The sequence below is a fragment of the Pseudomonas sp. EA_65y_Pfl2_P74 genome (assembly GCF_963970575.1).
Taxonomy (GTDB): domain Bacteria; phylum Pseudomonadota; class Gammaproteobacteria; order Pseudomonadales; family Pseudomonadaceae; genus Aquipseudomonas; species Aquipseudomonas baetica_A.
This window is the reverse complement of the sequence record NZ_CAXAOQ010000001.1, coordinates 43,370-58,636: the sequence shown is the minus strand read 5'-3', so window position 1 is coordinate 58,636 and position 15,267 is coordinate 43,370. Positions and strand designations below refer to the sequence as shown.

12 protein-coding genes are annotated in these 15,267 nt (G+C 61.7%); all 12 read right to left on the bottom strand.

Features of this window, described 5'->3' with window-relative positions; all coding sequences use genetic code 11:
• Positions 1–271: 271 nt before the first annotated feature.
• The 12 genes from AACY18_RS00240 to AACY18_RS00185 all read right to left on the bottom strand — a co-directional run bounded on the left by AACY18_RS00240 (position 272) and on the right by AACY18_RS00185 (position 15,177).
• On the bottom strand, positions 272–832 hold the full coding sequence (locus AACY18_RS00240; RefSeq protein WP_339431622.1) for a YbhB/YbcL family Raf kinase inhibitor-like protein: 561 nt from the start codon (positions 830–832) through the stop codon (positions 272–274).
• Positions 833–993: 161 nt separating this feature from the next.
• Positions 994–1,521 (bottom strand): poly-beta-1,6-N-acetyl-D-glucosamine biosynthesis protein PgaD, encoded by a 528-nt coding sequence (gene pgaD, locus AACY18_RS00235; protein WP_339463936.1) that lies wholly within the window; start codon positions 1,519–1,521, stop codon positions 994–996.
• Complete coding sequence (gene pgaC / locus AACY18_RS00230) at positions 1,518–2,873, bottom strand: poly-beta-1,6-N-acetyl-D-glucosamine synthase (RefSeq protein ID WP_339431624.1); 1,356 nt, start codon at positions 2,871–2,873, stop codon at positions 1,518–1,520. The genes pgaD and pgaC overlap by 4 nt, the downstream gene beginning before the upstream one ends.
• Position 2,874: 1 nt before the next feature.
• Entirely contained in the window at positions 2,875–4,872 is a 1,998-nt protein-coding gene (gene pgaB, locus AACY18_RS00225; protein WP_339463935.1) for a poly-beta-1,6-N-acetyl-D-glucosamine N-deacetylase PgaB, read from the bottom strand.
• Between the two features lie 12 nt (positions 4,873–4,884).
• Positions 4,885–7,365: a poly-beta-1,6 N-acetyl-D-glucosamine export porin PgaA gene (gene pgaA, locus AACY18_RS00220; RefSeq protein ID WP_339463934.1), complete on the bottom strand. Its 2,481-nt coding sequence runs from the start codon at positions 7,363–7,365 to the stop codon at positions 4,885–4,887.
• 257 nt (positions 7,366–7,622) lie between these two features.
• Entirely contained in the window at positions 7,623–9,128 is a 1,506-nt protein-coding gene (locus AACY18_RS00215) for a YdgA family protein (RefSeq protein WP_339463933.1), read from the bottom strand.
• A gap of 302 nt (positions 9,129–9,430) precedes the next feature.
• A complete protein-coding gene (locus tag AACY18_RS00210) occupies positions 9,431–10,066 on the bottom strand; it encodes an NADH:ubiquinone oxidoreductase subunit N (protein ID WP_221730958.1) in 636 nt (211 codons plus the stop codon).
• A 93-nt stretch (positions 10,067–10,159) separates the two neighbouring features.
• Complete coding sequence (locus tag AACY18_RS00205) at positions 10,160–11,602, bottom strand: efflux transporter outer membrane subunit (RefSeq protein WP_339463932.1); 1,443 nt, start codon at positions 11,600–11,602, stop codon at positions 10,160–10,162.
• Positions 11,599–12,486: an HlyD family secretion protein gene (locus AACY18_RS00200; protein WP_339431629.1), complete on the bottom strand. Its 888-nt coding sequence runs from the start codon at positions 12,484–12,486 to the stop codon at positions 11,599–11,601. Before AACY18_RS00200 ends, AACY18_RS00205 begins: the two co-directional genes overlap by 4 nt.
• Positions 12,483–12,692, bottom strand: coding sequence for a DUF1656 domain-containing protein (locus AACY18_RS00195; protein WP_027611129.1), 210 nt, complete (start codon positions 12,690–12,692; stop codon positions 12,483–12,485). Before AACY18_RS00195 ends, AACY18_RS00200 begins: the two co-directional genes overlap by 4 nt.
• Positions 12,689–14,752: an FUSC family protein gene (locus tag AACY18_RS00190; RefSeq protein WP_339431630.1), complete on the bottom strand. Its 2,064-nt coding sequence runs from the start codon at positions 14,750–14,752 to the stop codon at positions 12,689–12,691. Before AACY18_RS00190 ends, AACY18_RS00195 begins: the two co-directional genes overlap by 4 nt.
• Positions 14,749–15,177: a MarR family winged helix-turn-helix transcriptional regulator gene (locus tag AACY18_RS00185; RefSeq protein WP_339431666.1), complete on the bottom strand. Its 429-nt coding sequence runs from the start codon at positions 15,175–15,177 to the stop codon at positions 14,749–14,751. Before AACY18_RS00185 ends, AACY18_RS00190 begins: the two co-directional genes overlap by 4 nt.
• Positions 15,178–15,267 lie beyond the last annotated feature (90 nt).

Below are 15,267 nucleotides of genomic sequence, written 5' to 3'. Positions count from 1 at the left end.
GCGGTCGGGACCACGGGGAAAACGCTTGCACTCGGCCATCCATGCCAACGCTCGGGCATCGAACGGATGCCCGCAGGTTTGAAAACATCATCAGCAATGGACGTTGCGAAGGGGTGAAGTCGCTATCTGGAACCAGCGGGGTGTTGCGCAAGTTTTCCGCTGGATGAATCACGCACATCATCCATAGGGTAGGCCTCCTGCCCGGCGTCGATCGTCAGGAACAGCGCCGATAGTGCTCGCTTTTATCAGTCGATACCAAGCGCGACCGCATTCAGCGATGATAACGCCGCACCACGCTGCTGTTACGCAGCACATGGCCTTTGATTTTTTCCATCAGTTCGGCGCGGGTCAAACCGGCCGGCAGTGCGTCCGGGGCCAGATCCAGGGCGTAGAGCTGAATGATGTAATGGTGCGCGCTGTCACCGACCGGCGGGCATGGGCCCATGTAGTGGGTGTTGCCCTTGCTGTTGGTACCGCCGACGCCTTGATGGTTCGATTTGGCGCCCACACCGGCCGGAATCTGCCGGGTGCTGGCTTTGATGCCGTAATGAATCCAGTGATCGACGCCCAAACCTTTCTGGCCGTCCGGGTCGTGCATGACAATCGCGTAGCTCAGGGTGCCAGCGGGACCTGCGCTCCAGCTCAGGGCCGGCGACTGGTTCTTGCCGTTACAGCCCGGCGCATCGCTGGCCGCTGCCGAGGTGAACAGTCGATTATCGGAAACACCGGGGATGCTGAGCGTAAAACGCTCCTGGGCCTGCGCCGGAAACTGCACGCAAAGGGCAACGGCAATGGCCGCCAGCCAAGGGTTGAGAGAGGTCAATCGGGTCATTCCGGGAGCACCTTGTACAGTGAGGCCGTCGTCGGCCTGCAAACTATAGCTGTACCTGCCGTGCCATGGCAGCAGCAAATGCCCGAACCTAGCACCGCGCCGCACACTCACGAGAGCAATACCCGCGAGCAAACCCTGCGCGGTGCCGCCCGTTCAGCGGCTCATGGGCTCAGCGACTGACGATTGTCGTCGTCCTCGGCATGCAGAAAGATCACGCGCGGGTGCTCCAGCGGCGCCAGGGGTGGCGGCAGCTCCGCCAGTTCCACCGGCCGGAAATTCAGCACCACGTTGCTCACGTCACCCTCTTGATCGTTGTGAATGGTCATCACCCCGGGCGTACGCAGCTTCTGCAAACGCTCGTCGCACAGCTTGAAGCTCTTGCTCAACCCCTCGTCATCGGCCACCGGCGCTGGCAAACGGCGTTGAGCGAAACCGCGGCTTTTGCGCTGTTGGTAACGCGCCCAAGCGATCAGGATCACCGCGTTGACCACCGCCACCCACAGATAAATCTGCAAGGTGGCCAGCGCATCAAACGCCGAGCTATCGATCCGCGGCGCACCTTCGTGGCTTTCGATCAGCGGCCACAACCCTCGCACCATCAGATACAACAGACCAATCCAGGCAATAACGGTAAAGAATGCATCGACCACGACCAGAAACGGCCGCTGGCGAGTCCGGATGATTTTCATTTGATAACCTCCTCTTCATCGTCCCCGATCGGTTTGATACCCCGATCAGGACTGACCCAGCGCGCACGCTTCTGATGTTGACCAAACAGCACCTTGGGGAAACTCACAAGCGTGGTCAGCAAGCTGACTAGCCAGAACGCAATCGGGTACCACACCACCCAGAACATGGTTTTGCCCAGCCCCGGTTCGTAGCGCCGATCAATGATGATGCTGACGGCGAACTGCACGAGGCAGACGAAGGCCAGCAACAACCCGGTAAACGCCGGCGGCATCAGGTGATCCACGGCGATGGCTTCGGGCATGACCACGAACTTGCCGACACCCCAGAAGATCACCGACAGCAGGAAGGTGAACGCCCAACCGGTCGACAAGCAGTATTCGAACAACAGCGGCCACAGATAACGATGGCGGTATTGCCAGATCCCGCGGATGTTCTTGAACAGCACCTCGGCGCCGCCCTGGGCCCAACGCAGACGCTGCTTCCACAAACCAGCGAGGGTTTCCGGCATCAGGATCCAGCACAGTGCGCGCGGCTCGTAGAAGATGCTCCAGTGGTCCAGTTGCAGCTTCCAGCTGATGTCGATGTCTTCGGTGATCATGTCCGGGCTCCAGTAACCGACCCGGTGCAGCGCGGTGCGGCGGAACGCGACGATCACACCCGACACGGTGAAGATCCGCCCGAATACCCGCTGCGTGCGTTTGATCAAACCGATGATCGAGGAGAACTCACCCACCTGCACCCGCCCGACCAGCGTCGAGCGTGTACGAATCCGTGGGTTGCCGGTGACCGCGCCGAGGCGGTTGTTATCCAGCATGGGCGCCACCAGATAGGCCGCCGTGTTCGGCGCCAGCAGCGCGTCACCGTCGATGCACACCAGATATTCGCTGCGCGCGGCGATAGCGCCCATGCGCAGGGCGACTGCCTTGCCCTGGTTTTCTGCCAGATGCAGAACCCGCAATCGCGGGTCTTCCTTGGCCAGCCGGTCGAGCACTTGGGCGGTGTTGTCCTTGGAGCCGTCATTGATCGCGATGACTTCGATGTTCGGGTAATGCTGGGCCAGCGCCGCATGGATGGTGTCGGCGGCGTTGTCGCCTTCGTTGTAGCAAGGGATCAGGATCGAGATCAGCGGCTCGCCGGCCAGTGGTGGCGGCAGCGTGTCGTCCTTCCAGGGCCAGTGGCGTTCCCAGTGCAGCCAGAAATACAGGCCACCGGCAATCCACAGCCCCGACATGAACAACGGGTAGAAGAACACGAAGTCCATCAGGAACTGCCCGGTGACGAGGAAAATCAGTCCCAGCGGCACGCCGAGAACAAGTGCCAGAACAAGCAGGGCTAACAGTCTATCCAGCATGTCATGGGTTCCATTTGTTGGAGAACGCGGGCCGGACGGTTTTCAGCTCCGGCAGGTTGTCGAGGAAGTTGTCCGGGTAGTAACCGAAACTGGTCGCGCCCTGACGTTTGAGACGGCTCATCCAGTCAGCCAATTGCTGGCTGTCGATGTCGGCCTGGTCCTTTTTCGTCCAGTCCCGTGCCTGCAATTCGAACACCGTGCGATCCAGTGCGCCGGGACGGGCCTTGACCGTGTCGACCAACGCTTCGAGCCACGGCCCGGATTGCGCCTGAGTCTGTTTTTCCATGAGTGGCATGGCCATCGGGGCCGTCCAGTCGTAGGTGGCGAGGAAGTCGTCGAGGTTCTGCGCGTACCACGCTTCGCTCTCGGGATTGAGCATCGGTTCGGCAAAGATGTTGCGCGCGGTCTTCACCTGCGGGCCGCGAATGGCGCGAACCTTGGCCGTCAGCTCGTTGGTGAAATCGATCAGGTAGCGGCTCTTGAAACGCGTCCAGCGCTGCATGGCCGCCGGATCATCACGCAGCGCTGCAATCGAGCCCGGCAAGCCGTTGGCCGCGTAGACTTTGAGCGCCGCCGGGCTGGCGTCTTCGAAGTCCGAGAGCACCGCGTCATCGTGATAGAGAATGCCGTCGACCGACGTCAAGCGCGCCACGTCCTCGTAGATTTCACCGATGATCCGTCGTACTTCAGGGTCGAACGGTGACAAGCGTTGATACTGATCCGGGTCCACCGAAGTGGTGCCGGTTTTTGGGTCCCAACGGGTCACGCGCGGCAGTTTTGAGTCCAGACCAAAACTCAGCACCGGCATCCACGCGAAGACCTTCACATTCGCGCGGGTGCGCAGTTGCCAGGCAACGCGGTCGAAAATGTCCGCACGCATGGGCAGATGGCGGTTGGGGAAGTACAGCGAGTGCACCAGACCATCGCCCTTCGGGTCGCCGAACGCCTGCAGGAACACGGTATTGGCGCCCATGTCGGCCATGCGCTGGATCAGCTTGCCGAGGTTGATTTCCTGCTGCGCCGGGTCCGGGTCGTAGACGTTGTCCAGATCCACATGCACCACCCGCATCACCGCATCGGACTGCACCTCGACGACGCTGCTGGCGAAATGTTCGCCATCCGGGTCAGAGGCGACCAAAAAGCGCGGGCTGCTCATCACGTTGTCGAGGCTGTCTAGGCCATCGTTCAGGGTCAGGGCCATCTGATAGCCCTGTTCATCGACCACCGTCAGCGACGTGCCGTCTGCCGCACCGTAAGGCCAGACCCAGACACGCGGCTTATGACCGGTGACCTTGCGGATTTTTTCCGTGATGGCCGCTACGTCGGTGCGAATTCGCGCCTGAAATTCGGCCTCGGTTTCGTAGCGTTTGGTCTGAGGGTTATAGCCCCGGGTAGCCGCCGCAGGCTGCAAATTGCCTTGCGGGTTGGCCAGGATGCCTTTGTGGCTGGCATCGGTGTGGGCGGCGATTTCCACCAGCCCGGAGCGCGAGATTTCGCGCACCTGATCCCAGGTCAGAAAGTCGGAGCGAGCACGCGGCGTGCCGGCGAAATCCACCGGTTGATCGAGCGGTGTATCGAGCCAGGTGCCGACTGGCGCCAGCAGCGCATGCCAGTTGTAGGCGCGCAGCACTGGCAACACACGGGTGTAGAAACTGGCATAACCGTCGTCGAAGCTGAGCAGGATGGCCTTGGCTGGCAGCTGCGGCCCACCCTTGCGTGCGGCCATGATCTGATCGACCGTAACCGGCTGGTAATTGTTTTCCCGCAGCCACGCGAGTTGCTCGATCAGGCGCTCGGTACGCACCGCCACCACGGCCTGATCGGGGTCGACATCCTCGACGTCGTGATAGGCGATACCGAGTACGTGATTTTTCGGCCACGGCTTTTCGCTGGCCGCCACCGGGCGCTCGGACGGCGGGGCGAACGCCGGGGCTTGCTGGGCACAGGCGCTGACCAGCAGCACCCCCAGCAGAAGGATGAAACGCGAAGTCAAAGGCATCTTCAAACTCTTCTAGAAGCGGAAAGTGAGGTCGACGAGCAGACGCAAATCGGATTCCCGGTCACCGTCGTAAGGCCGGTTGATCACACTCAACATGCCTCCCACCTCGAATACGTCGTTCCAGGCATAGCGCTGGCCATAACCGAGCAACGCCATGCCTCCAGTGCCCTGGTCGCGCTGGCTGTAAGTGCCCGCGCCGACCTGGAACTGCTGGCTCCACGAGGTTTCGTAGCGGTGGTAGAGCACATGATTGACGTTCAGCAGCGGCATGACGCTGAAGTCCGCCTTCGGGTTGAAGTACGGCACGTCTGCGGAGTTGGAGTTGTGGCTGGTGCCGACCTCAAGACCGGCGTCGACCTGCACGTTCGGTGCGCTGTAGAGACCTTCACGCCCGGTCAGCAAGGCTTCGACCCGGTTGTTGCCATCGCTGAAGTGCGAAGGGCTGACGGACAGGCGCCACTCGCGACTTTCATTGGCACGCCAGCGAATGAAGCCGCTGCCGCCATTGGCGGTGATGTCGCTGTTCAAGGCCCGCAGCGGGGTTTGCGCCGACAGGTATTCGAGGCTGGCGCCATACTGCCAGTGGTCGTTGATATCGCGGGCAATCGCCAGTCGTGCGCCGAGTTTGTCGCCGAAACCATAAGCGTGATTGGAGACTTCAGCCTCCAGGCTCATGTCGCGGCTGCGCCGCTCCAGACCCACACGCTGGAAACGGTGATGACCGGTGCCTTCGGCGAAGTCGCCGGTGGCATAGCCGACCCCGGCAAACACGCGCCAGTCTTCATCGATCGGCGGGCTGTACAAGGTGCTTTCGATACCGAAATCCTTGCTGCCGGCAACCGCCCCGGTATCGCCGCTGTTGCCGCCGAAAGCCTTGCCACCATAGCTTTCGACACGCAACTGGGCCATGTCATGCACGTCGCGCTGGCGGGCCAGGCGCTGTGCTTGCCGGTTATCCGGGAAGCGCTCGATCACGTCGTCGGTCAGCGCATCCATTTGCCGCCATTGCTGCAACTCCATCGCGGTTTGGGCTTGAGCGATTTCCAGGCCCATATTGCGCGGCGCCATGGCCTCGGTTTCCTTGAGCAGGTTCTCGGCGCGGCGCGGCCAGTTACGGGCCAGGTACAAATCAGCCTGGGCCAGACGCAAACCGATGTTGCCCGGCGCCTGCCCGACCAGCACCTGCAAACGTTCTTCGCCGTGGGACAAATCGGAGCCGTAAGTGCCGGCCTGCGCCGCGAGTTGCTGGGCATCCATCCATTCGTCATTGGGGTTGCCGATGGGCAGACCTTTGAGCTCGATACGCGGGCGCTGAGACTTGGCTGCATCCTCGGCCACGGTTCGGGCCTCATCGGCGCGATCACTTTCGAGCAGCGAGTAATACAGCGCGGTCGTGTCTTCCAGGCGATCACCGACATCGGCGTCCGGTGCCGAAAGCACTTGGCGGTAGAGGTCAGTGGCGATTTCCGGTTCGCGTTGATCCAGATAGGACGACGCCACCCAGCGTTGGGCATAGGTCGGCACCTTCACGCCTTCGGCTTGCAGCTTTTCGTATTCAGCAATGACGTCTGCGGTACGCGCCCGCGCCTTGAGCGCGCCCATGCGGTCGATGCGCCAGCGGATCACGTCGTCGTGAGCCGTCGCGTCCGGTGTCCAGGTGGCGAGCAGTTTGTCGTAATCGGCCAACGCCCGGTCGGCGATCACATAGCGTTCTGTTTCGCTGCGGGTGGCCAACTCCGCCAGACGCACGCGCTCGGCGGCCAGATCGCCTTCGAGGCGGCGCAGGGTCACCGGATCGATCAGACCCGGACGCTGATGGGCCAGCCGCAGCGCCGGCTCCGGCAGACGTGCCTTTTGCAGCGCAACCACGTATTCGCGGGCGACTTCAGGTTTGTTGCCGGCGCGAATGACCGCCTGATCGTATTCAAACAGGGCGTCGTAAGGTTTGTTGGCGCGGGTCAGGGCATAGCCCAGGGCGAGGCGGCGTGACGGGTCGTCGGGTTTGGCGGCCACCAGCGCTTTGGCGCGCGAGACCGACTCATCGGGCTTGCCGGCGTCAGCCTGGGTCAAGGCCAGGCCCAGTTGCAGGTCGGCATTGTCCGGCTCCAGCGCCAGTGCCTTGTTATAGACCTGAGTGGCCTGATCCCAACGTTTGAGGTTGCGATAAGCACGGGCGGTGGCGGTCAGCGCCTGAATCGGCAGTACCCGGTCGCGGCCCTGGGTTTCATAAACCTTGACCACTTCGGCGTCGAGCCCGGCCCAACCGGCAATTTGCAGGTGATCGCTGATCTGCCCAGTGGTTGCCAGACCCGGCGGCACCTGACGCAGCACGGTCAGCGCAGGCGTGTAATGCCCCGCACGGGCATCGAGCACCCGTTGATCGTATTCAGTGTCGGCAAGCGCCAGCGCCGGCCACAGCAACTGGCTACAGAGCGCGATTCGAATCCAGGGGCGTAGACCACGATGTAATACAGGACCATCAATACGCGGCATTCGTCAGCATCCTTACATGGCCAGCCGGGTCGTCATGCCCTTTTTGCCCAATTCGTAACGGAGACTGGGTGAAAAACACTCAGCCAAGCTCAGTCGGGCAGTTTTGCACGCAAGCATGGACCAGGACTCAGAACACAATAATTGTTCAGATTCACGGTAACGGCTTAGCCGGGATGCCGAAAAGCCAAACGCCAGACAGCAAAACGCCCGGCGTCTGCGCAATGCAGAGGCCGGGCGTTGCTATTTAGAGCGCAGTATTACTGCACTTGCGTGACGCCTGCGAACTTGCTCATCAGGAAGCCAACGAACTGCTCAACGGTCATCTTCTGGCCGTTGAATTCCACCTGATTGGCGGCGTAATGCAGCTTGGTCACGACGTTGGTGCCATCGACGGTCGCCAATTGCGAACCAACGGCCATGGCGGAGAACATGTCGGCGGTGCCGCTGGCCCCATCGACGATGGCTTTGGCGTCGGTCTGACCATCAAGCTGCGCCTGTACGCTGAGCAGATCGACCAGCATCGGCTTGGACACCGTGACATTGAGGTCGAGCAGCGCGATCAACTGTCTGGCCAGTTGATCCGGCGGCAGATCCATCGACTGCGGCTTGGTCAGGTCGATCACCAGATTGGCGCGGCTCTCACCGTTGGCGGTCTTGAGCGACAGGTTTTCCAGTGCCACTTGCGGGCCAGCGGCCAGCAATTTCTGCAAGTCGGCTTTGACCTGGGCCGATTCGGCTTCGGTCAGATTCAGCTCCGGTGCCGGCAGGCCAGCAGCGGCCGCTTCGGCCGCGGCTTTTTCGTACGGCTGCAATTTGGTCTGGTAGACCTGCATCAGCGACATCGTCGACGGGATGTCGAGGTTCTTCAGGCTCATGGCCATGCTGGCCGAACCGATTTTCTTGTCGTTGAGGGTGACTTCGCCGATCTGGTAGTCCGCACGGCCGGACGCATTGCTGCCGTTCTCCTCGGTGAGGTTCTTCATTTCGAAGTTCTTCACGCCGAGCACCGATTGCTTGGCGCCGAAGGTGGTTTTGCTGTTGGACAGTTCCAGGGTGTTGCTGCCGGTGTAGTAGCCGTAGCTGCTCTTGGTGAGGTTGCTGGCCAGGGTCAAACCGTTGAGTTCGATCTGCACCGGCGCCTGATCTTCGGCCACAGTGACCAGTTTCAGGCTGTCCATGTAACCGTCAGCCTTGACCTTCTGCGCTTGGGCGCTGGCGGAGATGTCCATGGTCAGGCCAGAAAATTTCAGGCTCGACTGCTCATCCAGAGCGATTTCCAGTGGCAACAGGTCGACGGTGCTGGTGGTGGATTCGTCGTAGCCGATGTTGGTCACGCCTTTGAGCGGTGCGGCGCCCTTGGTGGCGGCGAACCATTTTTCGGTGGCCGGACTCTTTTCGAGTTCGTAATTGCTGGTGGCCATGACCGGCAACCACTTCAGCGACACCAGACGCGAGAACGGCAGCGGGCCATGCTCGAGGTGATCGACAAACAGCAATTCAACCGGCGCATCGCCGAACATTTCACCTTCGGCTTTGAGGCGATAGTGCGCGGTGCTGGTGAAGGTGTGACGTTCCAGCGACACCAGTTCCAGCGACATCGTGCCGTTGGAGCCGGCCATGGCGGTTTGCAGCTCTTTGTTGGTATTGGTGACGGCGTTGTTCAACACGCCTTCGATCTTGGTCCCGGTGTACCAGGCCCCGCCTGCACTGATCGCGCCGATGGCAACAACAATTCCGAGTAGCACGCCTGCTGATTTATTCATGAATGACCTGATCGATTTCCGTGGCTGAAAGTGGGGTCGTCTTCCCTGAACCCGTGACCGGGTTGCGGCTCGACTCCGCTGAAATGAGGAGTGGAGATTAGCACTGGGGCGCATGATGGCCCAATGTTTAAAGGTTAAAGAGTGTCTATGGGGAGTGTGGACAGCTGACAAGCCGGGAGAGTTTCAGTGCTGCTCGGCCCGCCTTCGCGAGCACGCCCGCGCCCACAGGAGCGTGGTGCTGAGCACACATCTCCTGTGGGCGCGGGCTTGCTCGCGAAGAGGCCAGATCATTCAACGAAAGATCAGGAATACTGAACCTCGATCTCATCGAGTTGATGATCAAAGCTTTTGAGGCGTGCCGTCCAGGTATACACAAGCACTTCAAAGTCCCGATCGATCACCGCCCCGCCCGGCCCATCGGCGCGCGGGTCGCAGTAGTCGAGTTGATAGCGCTCGCGGGCCATGGCGGTGGCGACGTCGGACAGTTCACGGGCATTGTTCAGCCAGTGCCAGCCCTCGCTGTCGATCTGCTTGTCGAGTTCCAGACACTGCTTCTTCAGCGCTTCGAGGCTTTTTTCCAGCGGCGTGCCGGTGAGTTCGCCCATGACTTCGGCGAAGGTGCGGCCGGGCTGCCAGTAGCTGCCCCAGAAATACCGGTCGAACACGGTTTCGACCCGGCGCAGGGCGACTTTGGTGTCCCAGATCAGCACCAGCGTCTTGCCCTGTTCAAGCTGTCTTTTTTTGACTCGCTGAACCTGGACCGACGCCCACGCCACCACGACGATTGCCATGACCGCAATCAGCGCCACGGCGCTGTCGAGGAAAACCATGGCCTTGTCGATCTGGTGGGCCAGCATGATGCCGTAGAAATAGGTGGCCGAGAGCAGCACCAACGCTGCGAGGGCGCACCAGAAGCCGAGAGCGTAAGGGTTTTTCATTATTGGTTTCCCCTAGACCAGCGCTAGCGATGTGCGCTGAAGGGGCGCTTTGCTCGGGGCGCCCTTTCAACACTTCAAAGCATAGCTATGGCCTCAGGGTTTGCTCGGGCTTGAAGCTTGCGTTCGTCCGCTTTCCCAACCGCCGCCGAGGGCGAGGAACAAATCGATCTGGCTCATGGCGACTTGCGTGTTGGCAGCGGCCAGTTGCGCGGTGACATCGGTGTAGGTGCGGGTCGCTTGCAAGTCGGCGAGAAACGACTCGCGGCCGGCCTGGAAGAAGCGGTGTGTCTGGTCGGCGGCCTGTTTCGCCGACTGCGCGGCATCGGCCAGCGCGTCACGGCGTTGCAGCACAGCGCTGTACTGCGCAAGGCCCGTCTGGGTTTCGCGGATGGCGTTGAGCACCACGCCATCGAAATGCGCCAGTGCGCCTTGCGCCGCCGCTTCGGCTTCGCGGATGCGCGCGCGGGCGCCGTTGGTCGGCACCTTCCAGCTCAACGACGGGCCGAAGCCCCAGCGGTTGGTCGAGGGATCACCCAAGTCGTCGATGATGCCGACAGTGCCGATGGTCGCGCCGATGCTGATGTCCGGGTACAACTCGCCCGTGGCGACGCCGATCCCGGCCGTCGAGGCCGCCAGACGCCGTTCCGCCTGACGAATATCCGGGCGGCGCTTGAGCAGCGCGGCGCCATCGCCGACCGGCACCCGTTGGGCGATTTTCGGCAACTCGGCGCAGGTCGCGGTGCCGGCCGGCAACTGATCGACCGGTCTGGCCAGCAGCATCGACAGGCGAAACAGCCCGGCCTGACGCGCTGCTTCATAACGCGGCATTTCAGCGCGCAAGGATTTGAATTGGGTTTGCGAGCGGGTGACCTGGGTTTCATCACCACGCCCGGCATCGCGCAAGCGCTGCGTCAGCGTGGTGCTTTGCGATTGCAAGTCGAGGGAATGCTGGGCGATTTCTCGCTCTTCATTGGCCGCGCAAACCTGGGTATAGGCGCGAACCACGTCGGCCACCAATGTGATCCGTGCGGTGTCAGCAGCGGCTTGAGTCGCATCGGCATTGGCCTTCGCGCCTTCGATCCCGCGTTGCAGGGTGCCCCACAGGTCAAACTGATACGAAGCGCTGAGGCCTATGTCGGCGACGTTGGCCACTGGCACTTTCTCTGGCAGCAAAAATGCCTGACCGGATTCCTGCAAACGCTGTGCGCCCATCTTCACCCCGGCGCTCCAGCCACCCGCGGCCTCGGCCTCGTCGACTTGAGCGCGAGACCGCGCAAGGTTCGCTGCCGCCACGCGCAGATCCGTGTTGGAGGCCATGGCTTGCTGCACCAGTTGATCCAGGCGCGGATCCTTGTACAACCGCCACCAGTGCGCTGGCACCGGCGCCGACACCACGGGTTTGCCGGCCACCGCCAATTCACCCTGAAAATCCTTGCGCTGGACCGCCGCGTCCTCGGGCACCTGATAGTCCGGCCCGACCATCTGACAGGCCGAGAGCATCACGCCCAAGCCTGCGATCATCAGGGCCCTGTTCATGGCGCGGACTCCTGTTTTTGATCGTCGATGATCGAAACAGTGGCGGTACGCCCGGCGATCATGCGGAAGTCCGCCGGCACCTCATCAAAGGCAATACGTACGGGAATCCGCTGCGCCAGGCGCACCCAACTGAACGCCGGGTTGACGTTGGGCAGCAGGTTACTGCCGCTGGTGCGGTCACGGTCTTCGATGCCGGCGACGATGCTTTCGACATGCCCGCGCAGCCTGGCGCGGTCGCCGACCACGCGGATATCCACCGACTGGCCGACATGGATGCCGTCGAGTTTGGTCTCTTCGAAATAGCCGTCGATATGAAACGAGTTGCTGTCGACCACCGACAGCACCGGACGCCCGGCGGTAACGAATTCCTGAGCACGCGGCGCCCGGTCGTTGACGTAACCGTCCACCGGGCTGCGGATTACCGAGCGGTCGAGGTTGAGCTGGGCGCTGTCCACCGTCACCCGCGCTTCGGCCAGTGCCGACTGCGCACGGGCCACGCGAGACTGGCTTGCTTCCAGTTGCTCGGCCGGCACCAGGTTGCCCAGGCCACGATTACGCTTGGCTTCGCGTTGTGCTTGCGCGAGCGTTTCCTCGCGATCGGCGGCGGCCGCTTTGGCTTGGCGCAGGGCCAGTTTGAATCGATCCTGGTCGATGCTGAACAGCACCTGACCCCGTTTGATCAACTGGTTGTCTTTCACCTCGACCTGCTGGATCAGCCCGGAGACGTCCGGGGCAATCTGCACGATGTCGGCACGGATGTGGCCGTCACGGGTCCACGGCGCGAACATGTAATACATCACCATGCGCCAGACGAGGACAACGGCAAAAGTCACGATCAGCAGGGTCAGTACCACGCGACCGATGGTCAAAAACGGTTTTTTCATGTCATCAGGTATCGACTGAGTGAGTCCACGCCGTACAGCAGCACGGCGTAGAGGGCCACGTTGAACAATGCCCGGTGCCAGACCAGACGGTAAAAGTGCAGACGTGTCAGCACGCCATGCACCAGCAAAAACAGCACATACGTGATGCCCATCAACACCAGCAAGGTCGGCAGAAAGATGCCGCTGATGTCCAGATCACCAATCATAGGGGCGCTCCATCGGGCAACGGTTCTTCGGGCTCGGCGCTGGAAACGAATTCGACGCCGGGCAACAGCGCCAGACGCAGCCCGCTCAAGGCGTGCAACAGGTGGAAACGGGTTTCTTCGTCGCCGTGGCCATTGAGTGCACGGCGCGTGCGGTCCATGGTCATCAGCAACGGACTCGGCGCCGGCAGGCGTTCGCCAGCCTTGAGGCAGGCGCGGAAGTACTCGCCGACCTCGACCACCACTTGCTGCAACAGCGCCTTCGGCACGCCGGTGACCCGTGGGGTGTAGGCGAGCAAATCGAGCAGGTTCAGACCCACGCGCACTTCACGCATGGCGATGCCGGTGTCCTGGCCGGTGAGGGCAAGACGCGGCAGGTGCTGCATCAGGCGATCGAGCAACTGCACGCCCAACTTGCGGTGTTCGGCAAGGTTGGCCGGCTCGGTCATGTCGACGATGTCTTTCCAACTGAAACGGGTCAGGCGCTTGGCCGCCAGCTCGGCGCCGAACGGGCGCGCCACCAGCGTCCAGATGAACGCGAACAACAGGCCCATCGGCCCCGCCAGGTTGGAATTCACGAAGGCGAAAAAGTCCGCATCGTAAGCGCCCTGAATGCTGATGAACGATGAGGTGTTGACCAGCGTCAGGAGCATGCCGAGGTAGAAACGCGGCTGCACCGTCAGGGTACCGATGCAGATGAACGGGATGGCAAACGCCAGGACCAGCATCGGGAAGTCATGCAGGTTGGGCAGAATCAGAAACAGATACAGACTGGCGAACAGCACCGACATGCCCGTCCAGAAAAAGAACCGGTAGATCTGCGGCGCCGGGTCGTCCATCGAGGCGAAGAAGCTGCACGCCACCGCCGCCAGAATCACTGCGCTGCCGCCGTCCGGCCAGCCCAGCAGAATCCACAGCAGCGAAGCGACGATGATCGCCAGAATGGTCGAGGCCACCGAATAGAGCATCAGCCCGCGATCAAGAAACGGCGTCAGGCGACCGAGGCGCCAGTGGCGATACACCGCGCGCCAGCTGTCCTGACGCTCACACACAATCGCCGCCTGCAGACTGCGGCAGTCTTGCCACAGATCGATGAATTCACCGAGGCGATAGATCGCGTTGGAGAAGAGCAATTGTCTGCGATCCTCCAGCGCCTGCGTGCTCGGTTGCAGGGCCTGGAGCTGGTCTTTCAGGGCTTGCCAGCGTTGCAGATCGGCGTCCTGGTGAGCGAGCCAGTCACGGGTCGCCGCCAACAGCGGCGCGAACTGTTCTGCCAGTTCCGGGGTGCGCCGCTCGAGGGCGTAGAGCGAATCTTCGAGGGCGTCGATGACCGGCAACAGATGGATCATGCGCCCGCGCAGTTCCTTGGTGTTTCGCACGGTTTGCGGCAGCGAACCTTCATGGGGTAACTGGCCGATCATCAATTCCAGGCTGTTGAAATTGGCCACCATGGCCATGCGCAGGGCCGTGACTGCTTCAGGCTGCACGTCGCGGCTGAGAAACTTCAGGCTGTAGCTGGTCGCATCGATGAACCATTTACCGACGGCATCGTTGAACACCGGCGCCAAGCGGCGTGGCCAGAACATCGCGCCGACCACAGCGGCGACGGCAATGCCGAGGAAAATCTCTTCGGTACGTGCTTGTGCGACATCCCACACCGCCAGCGGGTTATCCACCACCGGCAAGGCAATCAGCGGCAAGGTGTAGCCGGCAAGCATCAGCGCGTAACTGTTGGCGGTGCGCAAATGCAGGGATAGAAACAGCAAAATACCCGTCCACAGCGCGATGACGACTACCAGCACATAAGGGCTCTGCACGAACATCGGCACGAAAAAAACCGCCGCCGCTGCGCCGAGAAAGGTACCGATTGCACGGTACAACGCCTTGGAGCTGGTCGGCCCGAGGAACGGGCTGGAGACGATGTACACCGTGGCCATCGCCCAATACGGACGCGGCATTTGCATGAGCAAGGCGATGTACAACGCGATCATCGACGCGGCAAAAGTACGAACCCCGTAGAACCAGTCGCGGGTCGGCGGAATGCCTGAGAAAAAACCGTTCAAGAATTGACCACCAGCGGCGGATTCGCCGCCTCAAAAGCCCTGAGTACCCGAAGCGTAGCTTCCAGATCGCTCTGATCAATCCCGTCGAGCACTTCGTGACGCAGGCGCACCAGTTCGACTTCCACCGCGTGCACCAGCTCACGACCGGTGTCGGTCAGGCTCAGGCATTTGGCGCGGCGATCCTGCACATCCTCGGTGCGGCGCACGTACCCCGATTGGCACAACTGATCGAGCAGACGCACCAGCGACGGGCTCTCCATCCCGGCCGCCTGCGCCACCTGCACCTGACGCACACCCTCACCCAAACGCCCGATCATCAATAAAGGGACGGCGCAGGCTTCGGAGATTCCATAGTTGACCAGCGTGGTCTGGCAGATCTTGCGCCAATGCCTGGCGGCCACCACCATGGCACTGCTGATGTTCATCTGGAGAGCGTCGAGGGTATCGGGCACGGGACAAGGCACACTGTTAGTTTGCTAACTATCAATATCGCATTGCGAGGGAAATTCAGTCAA

Bases quoted from the DNA above. Each gene is read 5' to 3' on its own strand.
- AACY18_RS00240 (WP_339431622.1), bottom strand. From the start codon at position 832: ATGACCCGATTGACCTCTCTCAACCCTTGGCTGGCGGCCATTGCCGTT.
- pgaD (WP_339463936.1), bottom strand. From the start codon at position 1,521: ATGAAAATCATCCGGACTCGCCAGCGGCCGTTTCTGGTCGTGGTCGAT.
- pgaC (WP_339431624.1), bottom strand. From the start codon at position 2,873: ATGCTGGATAGACTGTTAGCCCTGCTTGTTCTGGCACTTGTTCTCGGC.
- pgaB (WP_339463935.1), bottom strand. From the start codon at position 4,872: ATGCCTTTGACTTCGCGTTTCATCCTTCTGCTGGGGGTGCTGCTGGTC.
- pgaA (WP_339463934.1), bottom strand. From the start codon at position 7,365: ATGCCGCGTATTGATGGTCCTGTATTACATCGTGGTCTACGCCCCTGG.
- AACY18_RS00215 (WP_339463933.1), bottom strand. From the start codon at position 9,128: ATGAATAAATCAGCAGGCGTGCTACTCGGAATTGTTGTTGCCATCGGC.
- AACY18_RS00210 (WP_221730958.1), bottom strand. From the start codon at position 10,066: ATGAAAAACCCTTACGCTCTCGGCTTCTGGTGCGCCCTCGCAGCGTTG.
- AACY18_RS00205 (WP_339463932.1), bottom strand. From the start codon at position 11,602: ATGAACAGGGCCCTGATGATCGCAGGCTTGGGCGTGATGCTCTCGGCC.
- AACY18_RS00200 (WP_339431629.1), bottom strand. From the start codon at position 12,486: ATGAAAAAACCGTTTTTGACCATCGGTCGCGTGGTACTGACCCTGCTG.
- AACY18_RS00195 (WP_027611129.1), bottom strand. From the start codon at position 12,692: ATGATTGGTGATCTGGACATCAGCGGCATCTTTCTGCCGACCTTGCTG.
- AACY18_RS00185 (WP_339431666.1), bottom strand. From the start codon at position 15,177: ATGAACATCAGCAGTGCCATGGTGGTGGCCGCCAGGCATTGGCGCAAG.